We start from the raw sequence: 15,229 nt of genomic DNA, 5'->3' as shown, positions 1-15,229 counted from the left end.
CCCGAAGGCAAAACTAATCAGATGACCTTCTAACGGGTCATCGCGTGTTCAGTTGCTCACTCTGTAACCCTTGCCGGGCTTTTGTTCTTTAACGAGCCAACAACCCGGTTCGCCCCCCAAACCGCAAGCGAACCGTCAATCAAGTACTACGTATTACTCGGCAGTGACCAGGCTCGGCGAACCGAGATTGGCCAGACGCACACTGTTCTGCACTTGCTGGATTTCACCCGGCGAGCCGATCGGCCCCAGGCGCACCCGATGCAGCGTCTGTTGATTGCGCACGATCGAGCTGATGAACACCGGAGCGCTCACCATCCCGCTGAGCTTCGATCTCAGGAGTTCTGCAGCGTCCGGGTTGGCGAACGCGCCCACCTGCAGATACTGGCCAGAGGCTGGTACAGAAGCGTTTTTTTTTGCATCGATCGGCGAGGGCACAACGGCCGCGGCGTGCTGCTGCGGCGGTGGCGTCCATTGTTCGACGGTGCCGGCCGAAGCCGTAATCGTCGGGGCGCTATTTTGCGCGACTTGCGGCTCGTTAAGCATCAAAGGCGCCGGACGGCCTTTGGCTGCCCACCATTGCTGCGGGTCGATGCCTTCGACCTTGACCCGCGCAGTACCGGTTTCGGCATAGCCGAGCTTCTTGGCGGCCGCGTAAGACAAGTCGATAATTCGGTCCGAGTAGAACGGCCCGCGGTCGTTGACTCGCAGGACTACGCTCTTGTTGTTGTCCAGGTTGGTCACCCGAACGTAACTTGGTAGCGGCAAGGTCTTGTGAGCAGCACTCATGCCGTACAGGTCGTAAACCTCGCCATTGGCGGTGTTCTGACCGTGGAACTTGGTGCCATACCAGGACGCAGTGCCCGAAGCGACATACGTCTTGGATTCTTGTAACGGAAAGTAGGTTTTGCCCAGTACCGAGTACGGGCTGGCCTTGTACGGGCCGGAATGCAGGGTAGGCGTGGCGTCCGGGATGCGCGAAACGTCAACATCCCACCATGGCGCGCCATCCTTGTGAGCCCGATTGATGTCCAGCCCCGGCGCTGCGCGCACGGCGGTGGAAGACTTCTGGGCCGGCGCACGGCTGGTCGAACAACTGGCGACCAGCACTGCCAACGCGGCGAATGCCATCAGCTTCAGGGGTTTATTCATAGGCAATGCCCGCATTACTTGACGCCCCGTGCTTGGACCAGCTGTTCAGACAGTTGATGTACGGCCATGGCGTACATCACGCTGCGGTTATAACGCGTGATTGCGTAAAAATTCGTCAGGCCCATCCAGTATTCGGGGCCATTGTCACCTTCCAGGCGGAAAGCCGTGACCGGCATATCATCGCGCAGCGCATCATGACTTGACCACCCCAGCGCCCGCAACTCCCCGACGGTTTTAGTCGGTTCGATGCCCGTGGTCAAACCTTCGTCCACCTGATCGCCACGCACATCGGCGCGGCTGACCACCGGTTCGCCGGCGACCCAGCCGTGACGCTTGAAATAACTGGCGACGCTGCCAATGGCATCGTCCGGATTGGTCCAGATATTAATGTGGCCGTCACCGTCAAAGTCCACCGCATAAGCACGAAAGCTGCTCGGCATGAACTGCGGCAACCCCATGGCGCCGGCATAGGAGCCTTTGAGGGTCAGTGGATCGACCTGCTCTTCCCGCGCCAGCAACAGGAACTCACGCAATTCCTTGCGGAAAAACTCGGCACGAGGAGGATAGTCGAAACCCAGGGTCGACAAGGCATCGATCACCCGAAAATTGCCGGTATTGCGGCCAAAAAAGGTCTCAACGCCGATGATCGAAACAATAACCTGCGCCGGCACGCCGTATTCCTGCTCGGCACGGGCCAGTACCGCTTCGTGCTGACGCCAGAAGTCGACACCGCGGGCGATGCGCGCGTCGGTGATGAACATCGGGCGATATTCGTTCCACTGCTTGACCCGCTCGGCCGGTTTCGAGATCGCGTCCAGAATCGACTGCTTGCGCTCGGCTTCGCGGAACACGCTCATCAGTTGTTCACCGGCAAAACCGTAGTCGCGGGTCATTTCACCGACGAATTCAGCCACCTGCGGTGAGCCTTCGTAATCGCCGGCCAACGCTTCCTGCGCTGTGCCAAGGATGCTTACCAGGCCGACCCATGGCGCATATCGAGTCGCCCAGCCACGCATTACTTGCATTGAAATCTTCACCTTATTCAAACCTGAGCGATCCACTTACGATGGGTATGGATCGACATCAAAACCCCAAACGCTGACAGTAGCGTCACCAGCGAAGTTCCTCCGTAGCTAATGAACGGCAACGGCACCCCCACAACCGGCAACAGGCCACTGACCATACCGATGTTGACGAAAACGTAAACAAAAAACGTCATGGTCAGGCTGCCCGCGAGCAATTTTCCGAACAATGTCTGGGCCTGGGCGGTAATCACCAGTCCGCGGCCGATCAACAGCAGGTAAATCAGCAGCAGTGCGCAGATACCCACCAGACCGAATTCTTCGCCCATGACCGCAATAATGAAGTCGGTGTGGCTTTCCGGCAGGAAGTCCAGGTGCGACTGGGTGCCGAGCAACCAGCCCTTGCCGAACACACCGCCGGAACCGATGGCGGCTTTTGATTGAATGATGTTCCAGCCAGTGCCCAGCGGATCGCTTTCAGGGTCGAGGAAGGTCAGGATTCGCTGCTTCTGGTAGTCGTGCATGATGAAGTACCACATGCCGACCGCCACCGGCACAGCCGCGGCAATCACGCTGAGAATCCAGCGCCAGCGCAGGCCGCCCATGAACAGAACGAACGCGCCACCGGCAAGGATCAGCAGCGAAGTGCCGAGGTCGGGCTGACGCACGATCAGGATGAACGGCAAGCCGATCAGAAACAGACTGACGCCCACATGCTTGAGCTGCGGCGGCAAGGTGCGCTTGGACAGATACCAGGCGATGGTCGCCGGCATCAGGATCTTCATGAATTCCGAGGGCTGGAAGCGGATCACCCCGGGAATGTTGATCCAGCGCGTGGCGCCCATGGCGTTGTGGCCCATGACGTCCACCACGACCAGCAACAGCACGCCGACCACATAACCGACCGGCACCCAGCGGGCCATGAAGCGCGGCTCGAATTGGGCGATAACGATCATCGACACCAGGCCGATGCCGAACGAAGTGGCTTGCTTGGCCAGCAGATCCCAGCTTTTGCCGCTGGCTGAATACAGCACGAACAGGCTGCCGGCGGCGAGGGTCAGCAGCAGGATCAGCAACGGGCCGTCAATGTGCATGCGTTGCAACAGCGTCGCGCGGCGACGCATCACATCCTCACTGGAGAGGATGCGATCAAAATTACTCTTCACGGGCCGTAGCCTCCGCACTGATAGGGCTGGCGTACTCGGCCTTCAACCGACCGTCCTGGTCCAGAAGCCAGGCGTCCATGATTTGACGCACCACGGGCGCGGCGACGCCGGAACCGGACTCGCCGTTCTCGACCATCACCGACACCACGATTTGCGGGTTGTCGGCGGGTGCGAAGCCGACGAACAAGGCGTGGTCGCGATGGCGTTCCTGAACCTTGGAGCGGTCGTACTTCTCGCCCTGCTTGATCGCGACGACCTGGGCCGTACCACTTTTGCCCGCGATGCGGTATTGCGCGCCAATCGCCGCTTTGCGTGCCGTACCCCGGGCACCGTGCATCACCTGTTGCATGCCGTGGTTGACCTTGGTCCAGTCGGACGGGTCACGCAGGATGATGTCCGGCATCGGGTTGTCATCCTTCGGCCGCTCGCCTTCGACGGTCTTGGCCAGGTGCGGACGGTTCCAGACACCCTTGTTCGCGACCAGCGCCGTGGCCTGGGCCAGTTGCAAGGGAGTTGATTGCATGTAGCCCTGACCGATCCCCAGAATCAGCGTTTCACCCGGGAACCAGGCCTGACGCCGGGTTGCACGCTTCCATTCACGTGTTGGCATCAGCCCCGGCGACTCTTCGAACATGTCCAGCGAAACCTTCTGGCCGATGCCGAACTTGCTCATGTACGCCGACAAGCGATCGATTCCCAGCTTGTGGGCCAGGTCGTAGAAGTAGGTGTCGTTGGACCGCATGATCGCCGTGTCCAGATCGACGTAGCCGTCACCGGTACGGTTCCAGTTACGGTATTTGTGATCGTAGTTGGGCAACTGGTAATAGCCGGGGTCATACACCCGACTCGACGCGGTCACGACGCCAGAATCCAGGCCGGCAATTGCCACGGCCGGTTTGATGGTCGAGCCCGGCGGATACAGGCCGCGCAGCACGCGGTTGAACAGTGGCCGGTCGATGGAATCGCGCAGCTCGGAATAGGCCTTGAAACTGATGCCGGTGACGAACAGGTTCGGATCGAAACTCGGTGCACTGACCATCGCCAGGACTTCGCCGGTTTTCGGGTCCAGCGCCACCACTGCGCCACGGCGACCGCCGAGTGCAGCTTCGGCGGCCTCCTGCAATTTGATGTCCAGGCTCAGGACGATGTCCTTGCCGGAAATCGGTTCGGTACGTTTGAGTACCCGCAGCACGCGGCCACGGGCGTTGGTCTCGACTTCTTCGTAACCGACCTGACCGTGCAATTCGGGCTCGTAGAAGCGCTCGATGCCAGTTTTGCCAATTTGATGGGTGCCGCTGTAACTCACCGGGTCCAGAGACTTGAGCTCTTTCTCGTTGATCCGCCCCATATATCCCACCGAGTGCGCAAAGTGCGGGCCCTGCGGATAGTGACGAACCAGCTGCGCGACCACTTCCACACCCGGCAGACGGAACTGGTTCACCGCGATGCGGGCGATCTGTTCTTCGGTCAGCTCGAACAGGATCGGCACCGGCTCGAACGGCCGACGCCCCTGACGCATGCGTTTCTCGAAGATCACCCTATCCTCGGGTGTCAGCTCCAGCACTTCGACGATCACGTCGAGCACTTGCTGCCATTCGCCGGAGCGCTCGCGGGTCATGCTCAGGCTGAAGCTAGGCCGGTTATCCGCCACCACCACGCCATTGCGATCGAAGATCAAGCCCCGAGTCGGCGGAATCGGCTGCACATGGACACGGTTGTTTTCCGACAGGGTCGAGTGGTACTCGTACTGGATCACCTGAAGGAAATACAGCCGCGCGATCAGCACAGCGATCAGCGTCACGACCGCAATTGCCCCGAACACGACGCGGCCACGCACCAGACGGGCGTCTTTTTCGTGGTCCTTGATGCGGATCGGCTGGGGCATGAGGGCAGAACTACTTGTGGTAAGGGTGGCCGGACAGGACTGTCCAGGCACGATACAGCTGTTCGCCGATCAGAATTCGCACCAGCGGGTGCGGCAACGTCAACGCCGACAATGACCAGCGCTGATCGGCTCGGGCACAGACTTCCGGCGCCAGCCCTTCGGGGCCGCCGACCATGAAATTCACCGTGCGCGAGTCCAGCCGCCAGCGATCGAGCTCGACTGCCAGCTGCTCGGTGCTCCAGGGCTTGCCATGGACTTCGAGGGTCACAACACGCTCGTTCGGCCCGACCTTGGCCAACATGGCTTCGCCTTCCTGACGGATGAAGCGCGCCACGTCGGCGTTCTTGCCACGGGTGTTGAGCGGTATTTCCACCAGTTCCAGCGCCAGCTCGGACGGAAGACGCTTGGCATATTCATGCCAGCCTTCTTCCACCCACTTGGGCATGCGTGAACCGACGGCGATCAGTCGCAGTCGCACAGCGGTCCCTTATTGCTGGTCTTTGTTGAGCTTGACGAAATGCTCATGGGTGTTTTCCGGGCTGTGGTGAGCCGCGTTCAGAGCACGGCTCTGTTCTGCACCGGACCACAGACGCTCCAGGTCGTAAAACTGACGAGCCGAAGCGGTCATCATGTGCACGATGACGTCATCCATATCCAGCAGGACCCAGTCGCTGTCGCCCTTGCCTTCTTCACCCAGCGGCTTGACGCCCAAGGCTTTGACCGCCTCGCGGACCTTATCCAGCATCGCGCCGATCTGGCGGTTGGACGTACCGGTAGCGATGATCATGAAATCAGTGATGCTCTGCTTTTCACGAACGTCGATGACCTGAATGTCCTGGCCTTTCACGTCTTCCAGGGCCGCTACAGCAACCTTGACCAGCTCTTCGCCGCGCAGTTCAGGGCCGGTTGGAACTTCTACTGGCAGCGGGGCGCTCTTGAACGTGCCTTTGCGCTTTACTTTAGTTACGTCTTTGTTCGTCATATAAAACTCGTTTTGCTCGTATGTTCGGGCGCTTCGGTACACGCGTTCACGTGTTTTGAAGCGCGCCCTTTTTCAGTTCGACGCACGGTAGAGACCGTGCGCATCGATGTAGGCCAGGACCGCGTCGGGCACCAGGAAACGTACCGACTTACCGCTGGCCAGCAGTTGACGGATCTGGGTGGCGGATACCGCGAGCGGTGTCTGCCAGACGAATGCAATCTGTCCGCTCGGCCCTTTGAGGGCCAGCGGGTCGCTCACCGAGCGTGCCGCCAACAGATTGCGCAAGGCATCCGGCGGTTCGCTGTCGGCATCCGGGCGTTGCAGCACCAGGATGTGGCAATGCTGGAGCAACTCTTCCCAGCGGTGCCAAGTGGGCAGGCCGCAAAATGCGTCCCAGCCCAAAAGTAGAAAAACCTGGTCTTCGGCGGCAAGTTCTGCGCGCATCAGTTCCAGGGTGTCGATGGTGTAGGACGGTTTGTCCCGCTGCAATTCGCGGGCGTCCACCACCAACGGTGCCACACCGGCCACCGCGCACTCGACCATCGCCAGACGGTCTTTCGCCGACACCTGCGGCGTACCGCGATGAGGCGGTCTGGCACTGGGTGTCAGACGTAGTTCATCGAGCGCCAGCGATCCGGCGACTTCCAGCGCACTGCGCAAATGGCCGATGTGCACCGGGTCGAAGGTTCCGCCCAGCATGCCAATGCGTCGAGGCGCAGGCTCGCTGGCGGTTACCGGGGCTGCCAGGTCGTGGTCGCCCAAGTCAGTCCGACGCCTGGCCGCGCAACTGGCCATCACCGACCACGATGTACTTCTCGCAGGTCAGACCTTCGAGGCCCACCGGGCCGCGGGCGTGCAGCTTATCAGTAGAAATGCCAATCTCGGCACCCAATCCGTATTCGAAGCCATCGGCGAAGCATGTCGGGGTGTTGATCATCACCGACGACGAATCGACTTCCGCGACGAAACGCCGGGTGTCAGCAAGGTTTTCGCTGACGATCGAATCGGTGTGATGGGAGCCGAACTTATTAATGTGTTCGATGGCCTGGTCCAGCCCGTCGACCACACGGATCGAAAGAATCGGCGCCAGGTACTCGGTGTTCCAGTCTTCTTCAGTGGCCGCCACCGCCTCGATGATCGCCCGGGTGCGTTCGCAACCGCGCAGCTCGACGCCTTTTTCGCGGAACTGTGCCGCCATCGAAGGCAGGAAATCTTTGGCAACGGTTTGATCAACCAGCAGCGTTTCCATCGCACCGCAGATGCCATAGCGGTAAGTCTTGGCGTTGAACGCGATACGCTGGGCTTTCGGCAGATCGGCATGGGCACTGACGTAAACGTGGCAGATGCCGTCCAGATGCTTGATAACCGGCACGCGGGCGTCACGGCTAACGCGCTCGATCAGGCCACGGCCGCCACGGGGCACGATAACGTCGACGTATTCAGGCATGGTGATCAGCGCGCCAACGGCGGCGCGATCAGTGGTTTCGACCACTTGCACCACGGCAGCAGGCAGTTCGGCTTCGGCCAGACCGCGCTGGATGCAGGCGGCAATGGCACGGTTGGAATGAATCGCCTCGGAGCCGCCACGCAGGATGGTCGCGTTGCCGGACTTCAGGCACAGGCTGGCGGCATCGATGGTCACGTTCGGCCGGGATTCGTAGATGATCCCGATCACGCCCAACGGCACGCGCATCTTGCCGACCTGAATGCCCGATGGCCGAAAGCTCATGTCGCGGATCGCGCCGACCGGGTCCGGCAGAGCCGCTACCTGACGCAAACCGACGATCATGCCGTCGATGCGTTCCGGGGTCAGCGACAGACGCTCAAGCAATGCAGGCTCAAGACCATTGGCGCGGCCAGCGGCCAAATCCAGTTCATTGGCAGCCGTCAGCTCGGCGCGTGCGGCGTCCAACGCATTGGCAGCAGCCTGCAAGGCGCGGTTTTTCTGCGCGGTGCTGGCACGGCCGATGACGCGAGAAGCTTCGCGGGCAGCGCGACCCAATCGGGTCATGTAGTCAAGAACGGACTCAGTCATGGTCTGGAGTGGTCTTTGCTAAGATCTTGGTAAAGAGTAAAGCGGCAGATTATAGCTGTCGCGTCCCGGGACTAACAGCGGTGACGGGCGGATGGTCGAAATGGAGGGCAATTTGCCGACGTTCAGCCGTGATTAAGCTGCAAATTGTTATCATCGCGACTCAATCAGCCCTGATAAACGCCGTTCATCATGACTAACCTGACTGTTCCCACGTCCACAACGAGCCTGCCCGAGGGGCTCGCGGACGCTTTTTTCGACAGAGATGCCCAAACGCTGGCCCAGGATTTACTCGGCAAAGTCATCCGTCACCGGGTCGGTGACCTGTGGCTCAGCGCCCGGATTATCGAGACCGAGGCTTATTACTTCGAAGAAAAAGGCAGCCACGCCTCCCTCGGCTACACAGAAAAACGTAAGGCTTTGTTTCTGGATGGCGGCCACATCTATATGTACTACGCCCGTGGCGGCGATTCCCTGAACTTCAGCGCCCAGGGTCCGGGCAATGCAGTGCTGATCAAATCCGCCTATCCATGGATTGATGACTTGAGCGGGCCGGCGAGCCTGGCGCAGATGCTGTTGAACAATCCCGACGCCCAAGGTCGCCCTCGCCCCTCGCAAAAGCTTTGCGCCGGACAGACTTTGCTTTGCAAGGCGCTGGGCCTGAAGGTGCCGGTGTGGGACGCCAAGCGCTTCGACCATGAAGTGCTGCTGGTGGAGGATGTCGGCCCGGCGCCGGCTCACATCATACAAACCACGCGCCTGGGCATTCCGCACGGGCGCGATGAGCATTTGATGTACCGCTTCGTCGATGCGGCTTACGCGCCGTATTGCACGCGCAACCCGCTGCGACGGGGGCAGGTCGAAGGTCGCGATTATTTTTTGCTGACATGAACAATGAAAATCCCCCTGTGGGAGCGGGCTTGCTCGCGAAGGGGCCATGCCAGTCGATATCAATGTTGACTGTCAGTCCGCTTTCGCGAGCAAGCCCGCTCCCACAGGGGATTTATAGTGTTTTGAAGATTGTGTTCGTCCCTTGGGACCAATTGAATAGTCGATGGAGTTGTTTTTATGGGCCCATGGCTCGATAGCGTGACCGGTTGGTTGACGGTCAACCCGCAATGGCTGGCCGCGGCGGTGTTTATAGTGGCCTGTGTGGAATGCCTGGCGATTGCCGGGCTGATCGTGCCCGGCACGGTGTTGCTGTTTGCCGTCGCGGTACTGGCCGGCAGCGGTGCGCTGTCGCTGGGCGAAACGCTGCTGCTGGGGTTCCTCGGCGGCGTGCTGGGCGACATCATTTCGTACTTCCTCGGACGACATTTCCATCAGAACATCCGGCGCCTGCCAGGGTTGCGCCATCATCCGGAATGGATCACCGGGGCCGAGGCGTATTTCCAGCGCTACGGCATCGCCAGCCTGTTGGTCGGGCGTTTCATCGGTCCGCTGCGGCCGATGTTGCCGATGGTCGCGGGGATGTTCGACATGCCCTTCCCGCGCTTCGCCGCCGTCAGTCTGCTGGCCGCCGCTGGCTGGACCGTTGCCTATCTGCTGCCCGGCTGGGCAACGGGGGCGGCGATTCGCCTGCCGTTGCCAGAGGGTTTCTGGCCCGAGGCCGGGATCGTTGCCGGTAGCATCGCGGTGATGATCGGTTTGAGCGTCACCAGTAGCCTGCGCCGACATCGCCACGCTACCGCCTATATAGCGGGCCTGGGGTCGTTGATTCTGCTGGGCCTGTTTATTGGCTATCCATACCTGACCGCCCTCGATCAAGGCGTGATGACCCTCGTGCAGGAACACCGCAGCGCGACACTCGATGAAGTGGCCGTGACGTTCACCCTGATCGGCGAATTCCGCAATATGCTGATGTTCAGCGCCCTGCTGACCGGCTTGCTGCTGATCACACGCCAATGGCGGCAGGCAATTTTTGCGGGCGGCACCCTGCTCTGCACTGCACTCGGCAACACGTTCACCAAACAGTTTTTCGCCCGCGTGCGCCCGGAAGTATTGAGTGATCCGCTGGTCAGTTACAGCATGCCCAGTGGCCACGCTTCGGGTGCCTTTGCACTTTTCTTGACGTTGGCAGTGTTGGCTGGCCGCGGCCAACCACTGCGGATGCGCCTGACCTGGCTGCTGCTGGGTTGCCTGCCGGCACTGGCCATCGCTTTGTCGCGGGTGTATCTGGGCGCGCACTGGCCATCAGATGTACTGGCCGGTGCGATGTTGGCGGCGTGTGTCTGCGCGGCGAGCCTGTGGCTGAGTCAGCGACGGACGCCGCTGAATGCCATGCCGCTCAAGGTTTGGTGGCTGGTGTTGCCGGCATTGACTGCATTGTTTGCATTCTTCGCATTACGGCATCTACCGCACGCTATGTTGCGGTATGCCTATTGACTGTCGAAACTTACGACTGGAGAAACATATTAGTGTTTCGTACAACCACTAACTAACAGCAGGCAAATAAAACACCCTTCCATAAAAAACCCCATTCTCAAAATGGGGTTTTTACTGCACGTGCAATACGTGGCAGAACGCTATTTAAGCGCGCTCACGCCTACGCATTTCCAGCACCAGGGCATCGGCCAATTTGCCCGCGAATTCGGCCGTTTCTTCACGGGAACTGCTCGAGTACTTTGCCAGCATGTATCCAACTGCTACCGCTTCCCAGAGTGCTTTTTCATTCGAATAAATAGTCATCTATCAACATCCATTTTAATTTAATTAGTTAACCACCCGCTTCATGCAAGCGAAACTTAATTTAATTAAAGCAGGCGATAAAGGCAACAGTACCCGTCTAGCTTAGTTGCATCAAAATGCAACTAAGCAAACAACTCACCCTGCAACTCATCCAGCAGCGCCTGAATCGCATCCAGTCGCTGCTGCGGATCATCGAGTTGCAGCAGGTCGATCTTGTCCACTTCGGCAAACGGCAACAGGTACGCCAACTGATTGGCCAGTGACTGCTGCCCGGTTGCCTCAGTACCCATGTTCAACGCTTCGACCATCGGGTGTTCGGCCAAAGCTTTGAGCAGCGCAACCAGGTCGGCGTCCTCGTCCTGCAGCGGTTGCTCAGGTTCGTCCTCCAGCCACTCGACCTCGGCGACGGTCAGCTGATCGCGCTGAATCTCGGTGCGCAACACGTGGAAACGCCGTCCGCCCTGCACCCGAATGCCCAGCAAGCCATTGTCCTGCTGTTTGAAATCAGTGATCAGCGCCTCGCATCCGACCAGCGCGTAGCCCGCCGGGGCGATGCCGACCTCTTCGCCGTCGAGGATGCACACCACGCCGAAGCCGCCGCCCTGTTTCATGCAGCGACTGATCATGTCCAGGTAGCGCGCCTCGAAGATTTGCAAATCGAGGATGCAGCCAGGAAACAACACCGTGTTCAGCGGAAAAAGCGGCAAGCTCATAGACATTTCCTTACACCACCATCGACACCGCCAACGGCAGGAAAACTGCCGTGGCCACGCCCATCAGACTCATCGCCAGCGCCGCGAAGGCGCCGCACTCTTCATTTTCCTGCATGGCCACCGCAGTGCCGACCGCGTGCGCCGTCATGCCCAGTGCCATACCGCGCGCCTCAGGGCTGTGCACACCCAGGCGGGTCAAAAGACTCGGCCCGAATATCGCCCCGATCACCCCGGTAATCAACACGAACACTGCCGCCAGCGCCGCAACACCACCGATCTGCTCCGCCACCAGCATGGCAATCGGCGACGTCACCGACTTCGGCGCCATGGTCATCAGGATCATGTGTTCGGCACCAAACGACCAGCCCAGCAATACGCCCATGCCAGTGGCGACGACGCCACCTATCACCAGCGTAGTAAATATCGGCCAGAACAACTGCCGAATGCGTCGCAGATTGAGGTACAGCGGCACAGCCAGCGCAACGGTCGCAGGCCCCAGCAGGATGCTGAGGATCTCAGTGCTCTTGCGGTACTCGGCATAGGTCAGCCCGCAACCCACCAGCACGCCGATCACCAGCAGCATCGAGACCAGCACCGGTTGCAAAAAGATCCAGCGGGTTTTCTCGTACGCCGCCAGCACCAGCTGATAAGCACCCAGCGTAATGCCGATACCGAACAACGGATGATGAATCACCGACGCCCAGGCGCCGTGCCAGTCGAGGATCATTGGCCGTCCTCACGATGAGCGTGACGCTTGACCATGCTTTGCATCAGCACGCCAGCGAAGGCCAGGGACAGCAACAGTGACAACACCAGCGCGCCGACGATGGCCCAGAAATCTGCGGCAATGTCTTTGGCATAAACCATCACACCCACGGCTGGCGGTACCAGCAGCAACGGCAGGTAACGCAGCAGACTGCTCGCCGCGAGGTTCAGCGGTTCTCCGACCTGGCCACGGCTGATCAGGAACACCAGCAGCAATAGCAGCCCGACAATCGGCCCCGGCAGGATCGGTAAAAACAAGTGGTTGATGGCTGTGCCCAGCAATTGGAACAGCACCAGCCAGGTCAGGCCACGTAACAACATCCGTCATCTCCCGCCAATATCATCCCGCACAAGCGGGCCGAGCATTATAAGCACGTCAACGCTATAGACCGGCATTCGCCAAAATCATGGTCAGTTGACCGGAGCCATTTGCCATGTTGATCTAAAGTGGTAATCCGGGAGGTCAAATCCCCCCACCTCAAAACTATAAAACCGATGAACCCAAGGAGAGTCTCAATGCCCTATGTTCCCGTTGCAGAGCTCAAAGATTATGTCGGCAAGGAACTCGGACGTTCCGAATGGCTCACCATCGATCAGGAGCGCATCAACCTGTTCGCCGAAGCCACAGGGGACTATCAGTTCATCCACGTCGACCCGGTCAAAGCCGCGCAAACGCCATTTGGCAGCACCATTGCACACGGTTTCCTGTCGCTGTCGCTGATCCCCAAACTGATGGAAGACATCCTGATCCTGCCTGAAGGGGCGAAGATGGTGGTCAACTACGGCTTGGATACCGTGCGTTTCATCCAGCCAGTGAAGGTCAATTCCAGGGTACGACTCAAGGTCGACATGAACGAAGTCACCGAGAAGAAACCCGGCCAATGGCTGCTCAAGGCCACCGCCACGCTTGAGATCGAAGGCTCGGACAAACCGGCCTACATCGCCGAGCCACTGTCGCTCTGCTTCGTGTAACCCATCCCGGATGCGAAGCAGCTCACGCTGTTTCGCACCCTCTCCTGTTTCCTGGCTATATAAGGTCAAACAGCTGCGGCATACTCGGTCGCCTAATTGCCCGGATCCCGCTATGCGCCCACTTGCACTCCTCGCTCTGACCCTATTGCTCACCGCTTGCGGCGACGGCGAATCGCTGTTGCCCCCCGACGCCCGCTTGCCGGACGGCGGACGCTATCGCGGTGAACTGGTCAACGGATTGCTGCAAGGCCAGGGCCGTATCGATTACCCGAACGGCAGCTGGTACGCCGGCGATTTCGACAAGGGCCAATGGCATGGCCAGGGCGAATGGCACGGCAGCAACGGCGAAGTCTATCGCGGGGGATTCAATCTGGGGCTGTTCGACGGCAAGGGCACACTGACCACCAGCGGCAGCAGCTTCACCGGCGGTTTCAAAGCCGGTCGACGGGACGGCGAAGGCACCCTCAAAGAAAACGGTATGACCTACCGCGGTGAATTCAAGGCCGATCAATATTCAGGGCTCGGTCGTCTCGAACTCGAAGACGGCAGCTCGTATCAGGGCCAGTTCGCCCACGGCAAACCCAACGGCGAAGGCCAACGCGGCGACGCCAGCGGCAATCAGTTCACCGGGCATTTCGTTGACGGTCAGCTCGAAGGCAATGGGACTTTCAACAGCGCCGATGGCGATATCTATGTCGGCGGCTTCAAGAACAACCAACTGCACGGCAAGGGCCGCTACGAGAACGCCGACGGTGATGTCTGGCTCGGTCAATTCAAGGAAGGAACGCTGAACGGCAAGGGCGAGTTGATCGGCGCCGACGGCAGCCATTACATTGGCCAGTTCAGTGACTGGCGCTTCACCGGCCAAGGTCGATTGAACCTGTCTGACGGCAGCTTCTACATCGGCCAGTTTGACGGTGACAGTTACTCGGGGCGCGGCACCCTGGTGCTGACTGACGGCACGGTGCAAAGCGGTACGTGGATCAATGGCCAGCGTGTTCGCGATGCCGATGGCAAGTTGCTGCCCGACAGCCTGGAACTCGGTTTGCTGGCCCAGGGCCGTTTGCTCGACGATGCATTGTCCAGCGTGCCGGCTTCGACCCCGGCAGTCGAGTTGTACACCCTGACACTCGGCGGTGACGGCAAGCAAAGCGTGTTCCTGCGCGAATCCGATTACGTCAGCAACATGCTCAACAGTCGCTTTGGTGCGTTTGGCCAGATCCGCCTGGTGAACCATCGCGACCACCTCGTCGACCGGCCGATGGCCACCCGGGAAAACCTGCGCCGCGCCGCTGCCGCCCTGGCCGAACGCAGTGGCCCGGAAGACTTGATCTTCATTTACCTGACCAGCCACGGCACCAGCGAACACGAACTGGTACTCGACCAGCCGCGCATGGAACTGTCCGATCTGCCGGCCGACGAACTCGCCGCAGTGCTCTCTCCGCTGAAAAACCGCGACAAGATCATCGTGATTTCGTCCTGCTACTCCGGTGGCTTCATTCCCGCGCTCAAGGATGAACGCACCCTGATCATGACCGCCTCGCGCGCTGACCGCGTGTCCTTCGGTTGCTCGGAAGAAGCCAACTTCACCTACTTCGGCGATGCGCTGTTCGCCCAGGCACTGAACCAGACCGACGACCTGGAGCAAGCCTTCAAACTGGCCAAGGCCACCGTTGCGGAACGCGAACTGGCGGACAGCTTCGAAGCCTCTGAACCGCAGATCTGGGCGCCGAAAACAGTTCTCTCTCACTGGCAGCTATTACGCAAACAGCAAGCACGAAAGGCGTTGCAAAGTGTCTCTACCGGCAGCAAGGACGCAAAGAACAACTAAGCTGAATAGTATCAAGGGGGAAAC

16 protein-coding genes are annotated in these 15,229 nt (G+C 59.9%); 4 read left to right on the top strand and 12 right to left on the bottom strand.

The annotated features are described in order from the left end of the window. Nucleotides 1–153: 153 nt before the first annotated feature. The 8 genes from ACMXYJ_RS05210 to ACMXYJ_RS05175 form a co-directional block, all read right to left on the bottom strand. On the bottom strand, nt 154–1,164 hold the full coding sequence (locus ACMXYJ_RS05210; RefSeq protein WP_415759002.1) for a septal ring lytic transglycosylase RlpA family protein: 1,011 nt from the start codon (nt 1,162–1,164) through the stop codon (nt 154–156). After that, nucleotides 1,164–2,174, bottom strand: coding sequence for a lytic murein transglycosylase B (gene mltB, locus ACMXYJ_RS05205; RefSeq protein ID WP_149628091.1), 1,011 nt, complete (start codon nt 2,172–2,174; stop codon nt 1,164–1,166). The genes ACMXYJ_RS05210 and mltB overlap by 1 nt, the downstream gene beginning before the upstream one ends. Nucleotides 2,175–2,191: 17 nt before the next feature. Beyond that, on the bottom strand, nt 2,192–3,295 hold the full coding sequence (gene rodA / locus ACMXYJ_RS05200; protein WP_046048707.1) for a rod shape-determining protein RodA: 1,104 nt from the start codon (nt 3,293–3,295) through the stop codon (nt 2,192–2,194). A 31-nt stretch (nt 3,296–3,326) separates the two neighbouring features. Next, nucleotides 3,327–5,222, bottom strand: a complete 1,896-nt coding sequence (gene mrdA / locus ACMXYJ_RS05195; protein ID WP_415759001.1) for a penicillin-binding protein 2 — start codon at nt 5,220–5,222, stop codon at nt 3,327–3,329. Between the two features lie 10 nt (nt 5,223–5,232). Beyond that, entirely contained in the window at nt 5,233–5,700 is a 468-nt protein-coding gene (rlmH, locus tag ACMXYJ_RS05190; RefSeq protein WP_415759000.1) for a 23S rRNA (pseudouridine(1915)-N(3))-methyltransferase RlmH, read from the bottom strand. Nucleotides 5,701–5,709: 9 nt separating this feature from the next. Continuing rightward, the gene (gene rsfS, locus ACMXYJ_RS05185) at nt 5,710–6,204 is read right to left on the bottom strand and encodes a ribosome silencing factor (RefSeq protein WP_033054148.1); all 495 of its coding nucleotides are present in this window, start codon (nt 6,202–6,204) and stop codon (nt 5,710–5,712) included. Nucleotides 6,205–6,276: 72 nt separating this feature from the next. Further along, the gene (gene nadD, locus ACMXYJ_RS05180) at nt 6,277–6,903 is read right to left on the bottom strand and encodes a nicotinate-nucleotide adenylyltransferase (protein ID WP_415760681.1); all 627 of its coding nucleotides are present in this window, start codon (nt 6,901–6,903) and stop codon (nt 6,277–6,279) included. A 64-nt stretch (nt 6,904–6,967) separates the two neighbouring features. Then, a complete protein-coding gene (locus ACMXYJ_RS05175) occupies nt 6,968–8,239 on the bottom strand; it encodes a glutamate-5-semialdehyde dehydrogenase (protein WP_415758999.1) in 1,272 nt (423 codons plus the stop codon). Between the two features lie 189 nt (nt 8,240–8,428). On the opposite strand from ACMXYJ_RS05175, the gene ACMXYJ_RS05170 reads away from it, so the two are divergent. Next, nucleotides 8,429–9,127, top strand: a complete 699-nt coding sequence (locus ACMXYJ_RS05170; protein WP_415758998.1) for a DNA-3-methyladenine glycosylase — start codon at nt 8,429–8,431, stop codon at nt 9,125–9,127. Nucleotides 9,128–9,304: 177 nt separating this feature from the next. Next, entirely contained in the window at nt 9,305–10,621 is a 1,317-nt protein-coding gene (locus ACMXYJ_RS05165) for a bifunctional DedA family/phosphatase PAP2 family protein (RefSeq protein WP_415758997.1), read from the top strand. Between the two features lie 144 nt (nt 10,622–10,765). On the opposite strand, the gene ACMXYJ_RS05160 is transcribed toward ACMXYJ_RS05165, so the two are convergent. The 4 genes from ACMXYJ_RS05160 to ACMXYJ_RS05145 all read right to left on the bottom strand — a co-directional run bounded on the left by ACMXYJ_RS05160 (nt 10,766) and on the right by ACMXYJ_RS05145 (nt 12,723). Continuing rightward, nucleotides 10,766–10,924, bottom strand: a complete 159-nt coding sequence (locus tag ACMXYJ_RS05160; protein WP_415758996.1) for a hypothetical protein — start codon at nt 10,922–10,924, stop codon at nt 10,766–10,768. 122 nt (nt 10,925–11,046) lie between these two features. Next, the gene (locus ACMXYJ_RS05155; RefSeq protein WP_008152802.1) at nt 11,047–11,637 is read right to left on the bottom strand and encodes an LON peptidase substrate-binding domain-containing protein; all 591 of its coding nucleotides are present in this window, start codon (nt 11,635–11,637) and stop codon (nt 11,047–11,049) included. Nucleotides 11,638–11,647: 10 nt separating this feature from the next. Then, nucleotides 11,648–12,364 (bottom strand): LrgB family protein, encoded by a 717-nt coding sequence (locus ACMXYJ_RS05150; RefSeq protein ID WP_415758995.1) that lies wholly within the window; start codon nt 12,362–12,364, stop codon nt 11,648–11,650. Beyond that, nucleotides 12,361–12,723, bottom strand: a complete 363-nt coding sequence (locus ACMXYJ_RS05145) for a CidA/LrgA family protein (protein WP_415758994.1) — start codon at nt 12,721–12,723, stop codon at nt 12,361–12,363. The genes ACMXYJ_RS05150 and ACMXYJ_RS05145 overlap by 4 nt, the downstream gene beginning before the upstream one ends. 195 nt (nt 12,724–12,918) lie before the next feature. Between ACMXYJ_RS05145 and ACMXYJ_RS05140 the strand changes: the two genes are divergently transcribed. Both ACMXYJ_RS05140 and ACMXYJ_RS05135 read left to right on the top strand, forming a co-directional pair. Next, entirely contained in the window at nt 12,919–13,374 is a 456-nt protein-coding gene (locus ACMXYJ_RS05140; protein WP_008152797.1) for a MaoC family dehydratase, read from the top strand. 112 nt (nt 13,375–13,486) lie between these two features. Further along, nucleotides 13,487–15,205: a C13 family peptidase gene (locus ACMXYJ_RS05135; protein ID WP_415758993.1), complete on the top strand. Its 1,719-nt coding sequence runs from the start codon at nt 13,487–13,489 to the stop codon at nt 15,203–15,205. The last annotated feature ends 24 nt before the right edge of the window (nt 15,206–15,229 follow it).

Source organism: Pseudomonas arabinosi (assembly GCF_047758675.1).
Classification (GTDB): domain Bacteria; phylum Pseudomonadota; class Gammaproteobacteria; order Pseudomonadales; family Pseudomonadaceae; genus Aquipseudomonas; species Aquipseudomonas arabinosi.
The sequence above is the reverse complement of the archived record's forward strand: the minus strand, read 5'-3'. Positions and strand labels throughout refer to the sequence as shown.

Bases quoted from the DNA above. Each gene is read 5' to 3' on its own strand.
- ACMXYJ_RS05210 (WP_415759002.1), bottom strand. From the start codon at position 1,164: ATGCGGGCATTGCCTATGAATAAACCCCTGAAGCTGATGGCATTCGCC.
- mltB (WP_149628091.1), bottom strand. From the start codon at position 2,174: ATGCAAGTAATGCGTGGCTGGGCGACTCGATATGCGCCATGGGTCGGC.
- rodA (WP_046048707.1), bottom strand. From the start codon at position 3,295: ATGCGTCGCCGCGCGACGCTGTTGCAACGCATGCACATTGACGGCCCG.
- mrdA (WP_415759001.1), bottom strand. From the start codon at position 5,222: ATGCCCCAGCCGATCCGCATCAAGGACCACGAAAAAGACGCCCGTCTG.
- rsfS (WP_033054148.1), bottom strand. From the start codon at position 6,204: ATGACGAACAAAGACGTAACTAAAGTAAAGCGCAAAGGCACGTTCAAG.
- nadD (WP_415760681.1), bottom strand. From the start codon at position 6,903: ATGCTGGGCGGAACCTTCGACCCGGTGCACATCGGCCATTTGCGCAGT.
- ACMXYJ_RS05175 (WP_415758999.1), bottom strand. From the start codon at position 8,239: ATGACTGAGTCCGTTCTTGACTACATGACCCGATTGGGTCGCGCTGCC.
- ACMXYJ_RS05170 (WP_415758998.1), top strand. From the start codon at position 8,429: ATGACTAACCTGACTGTTCCCACGTCCACAACGAGCCTGCCCGAGGGG.
- ACMXYJ_RS05165 (WP_415758997.1), top strand. From the start codon at position 9,305: ATGGGCCCATGGCTCGATAGCGTGACCGGTTGGTTGACGGTCAACCCG.
- ACMXYJ_RS05160 (WP_415758996.1), bottom strand. From the start codon at position 10,924: ATGACTATTTATTCGAATGAAAAAGCACTCTGGGAAGCGGTAGCAGTT.
- ACMXYJ_RS05155 (WP_008152802.1), bottom strand. From the start codon at position 11,637: ATGAGCTTGCCGCTTTTTCCGCTGAACACGGTGTTGTTTCCTGGCTGC.
- ACMXYJ_RS05150 (WP_415758995.1), bottom strand. From the start codon at position 12,364: ATGATCCTCGACTGGCACGGCGCCTGGGCGTCGGTGATTCATCATCCG.
- ACMXYJ_RS05145 (WP_415758994.1), bottom strand. From the start codon at position 12,723: ATGTTGTTACGTGGCCTGACCTGGCTGGTGCTGTTCCAATTGCTGGGC.
- ACMXYJ_RS05140 (WP_008152797.1), top strand. From the start codon at position 12,919: ATGCCCTATGTTCCCGTTGCAGAGCTCAAAGATTATGTCGGCAAGGAA.
- ACMXYJ_RS05135 (WP_415758993.1), top strand. From the start codon at position 13,487: ATGCGCCCACTTGCACTCCTCGCTCTGACCCTATTGCTCACCGCTTGC.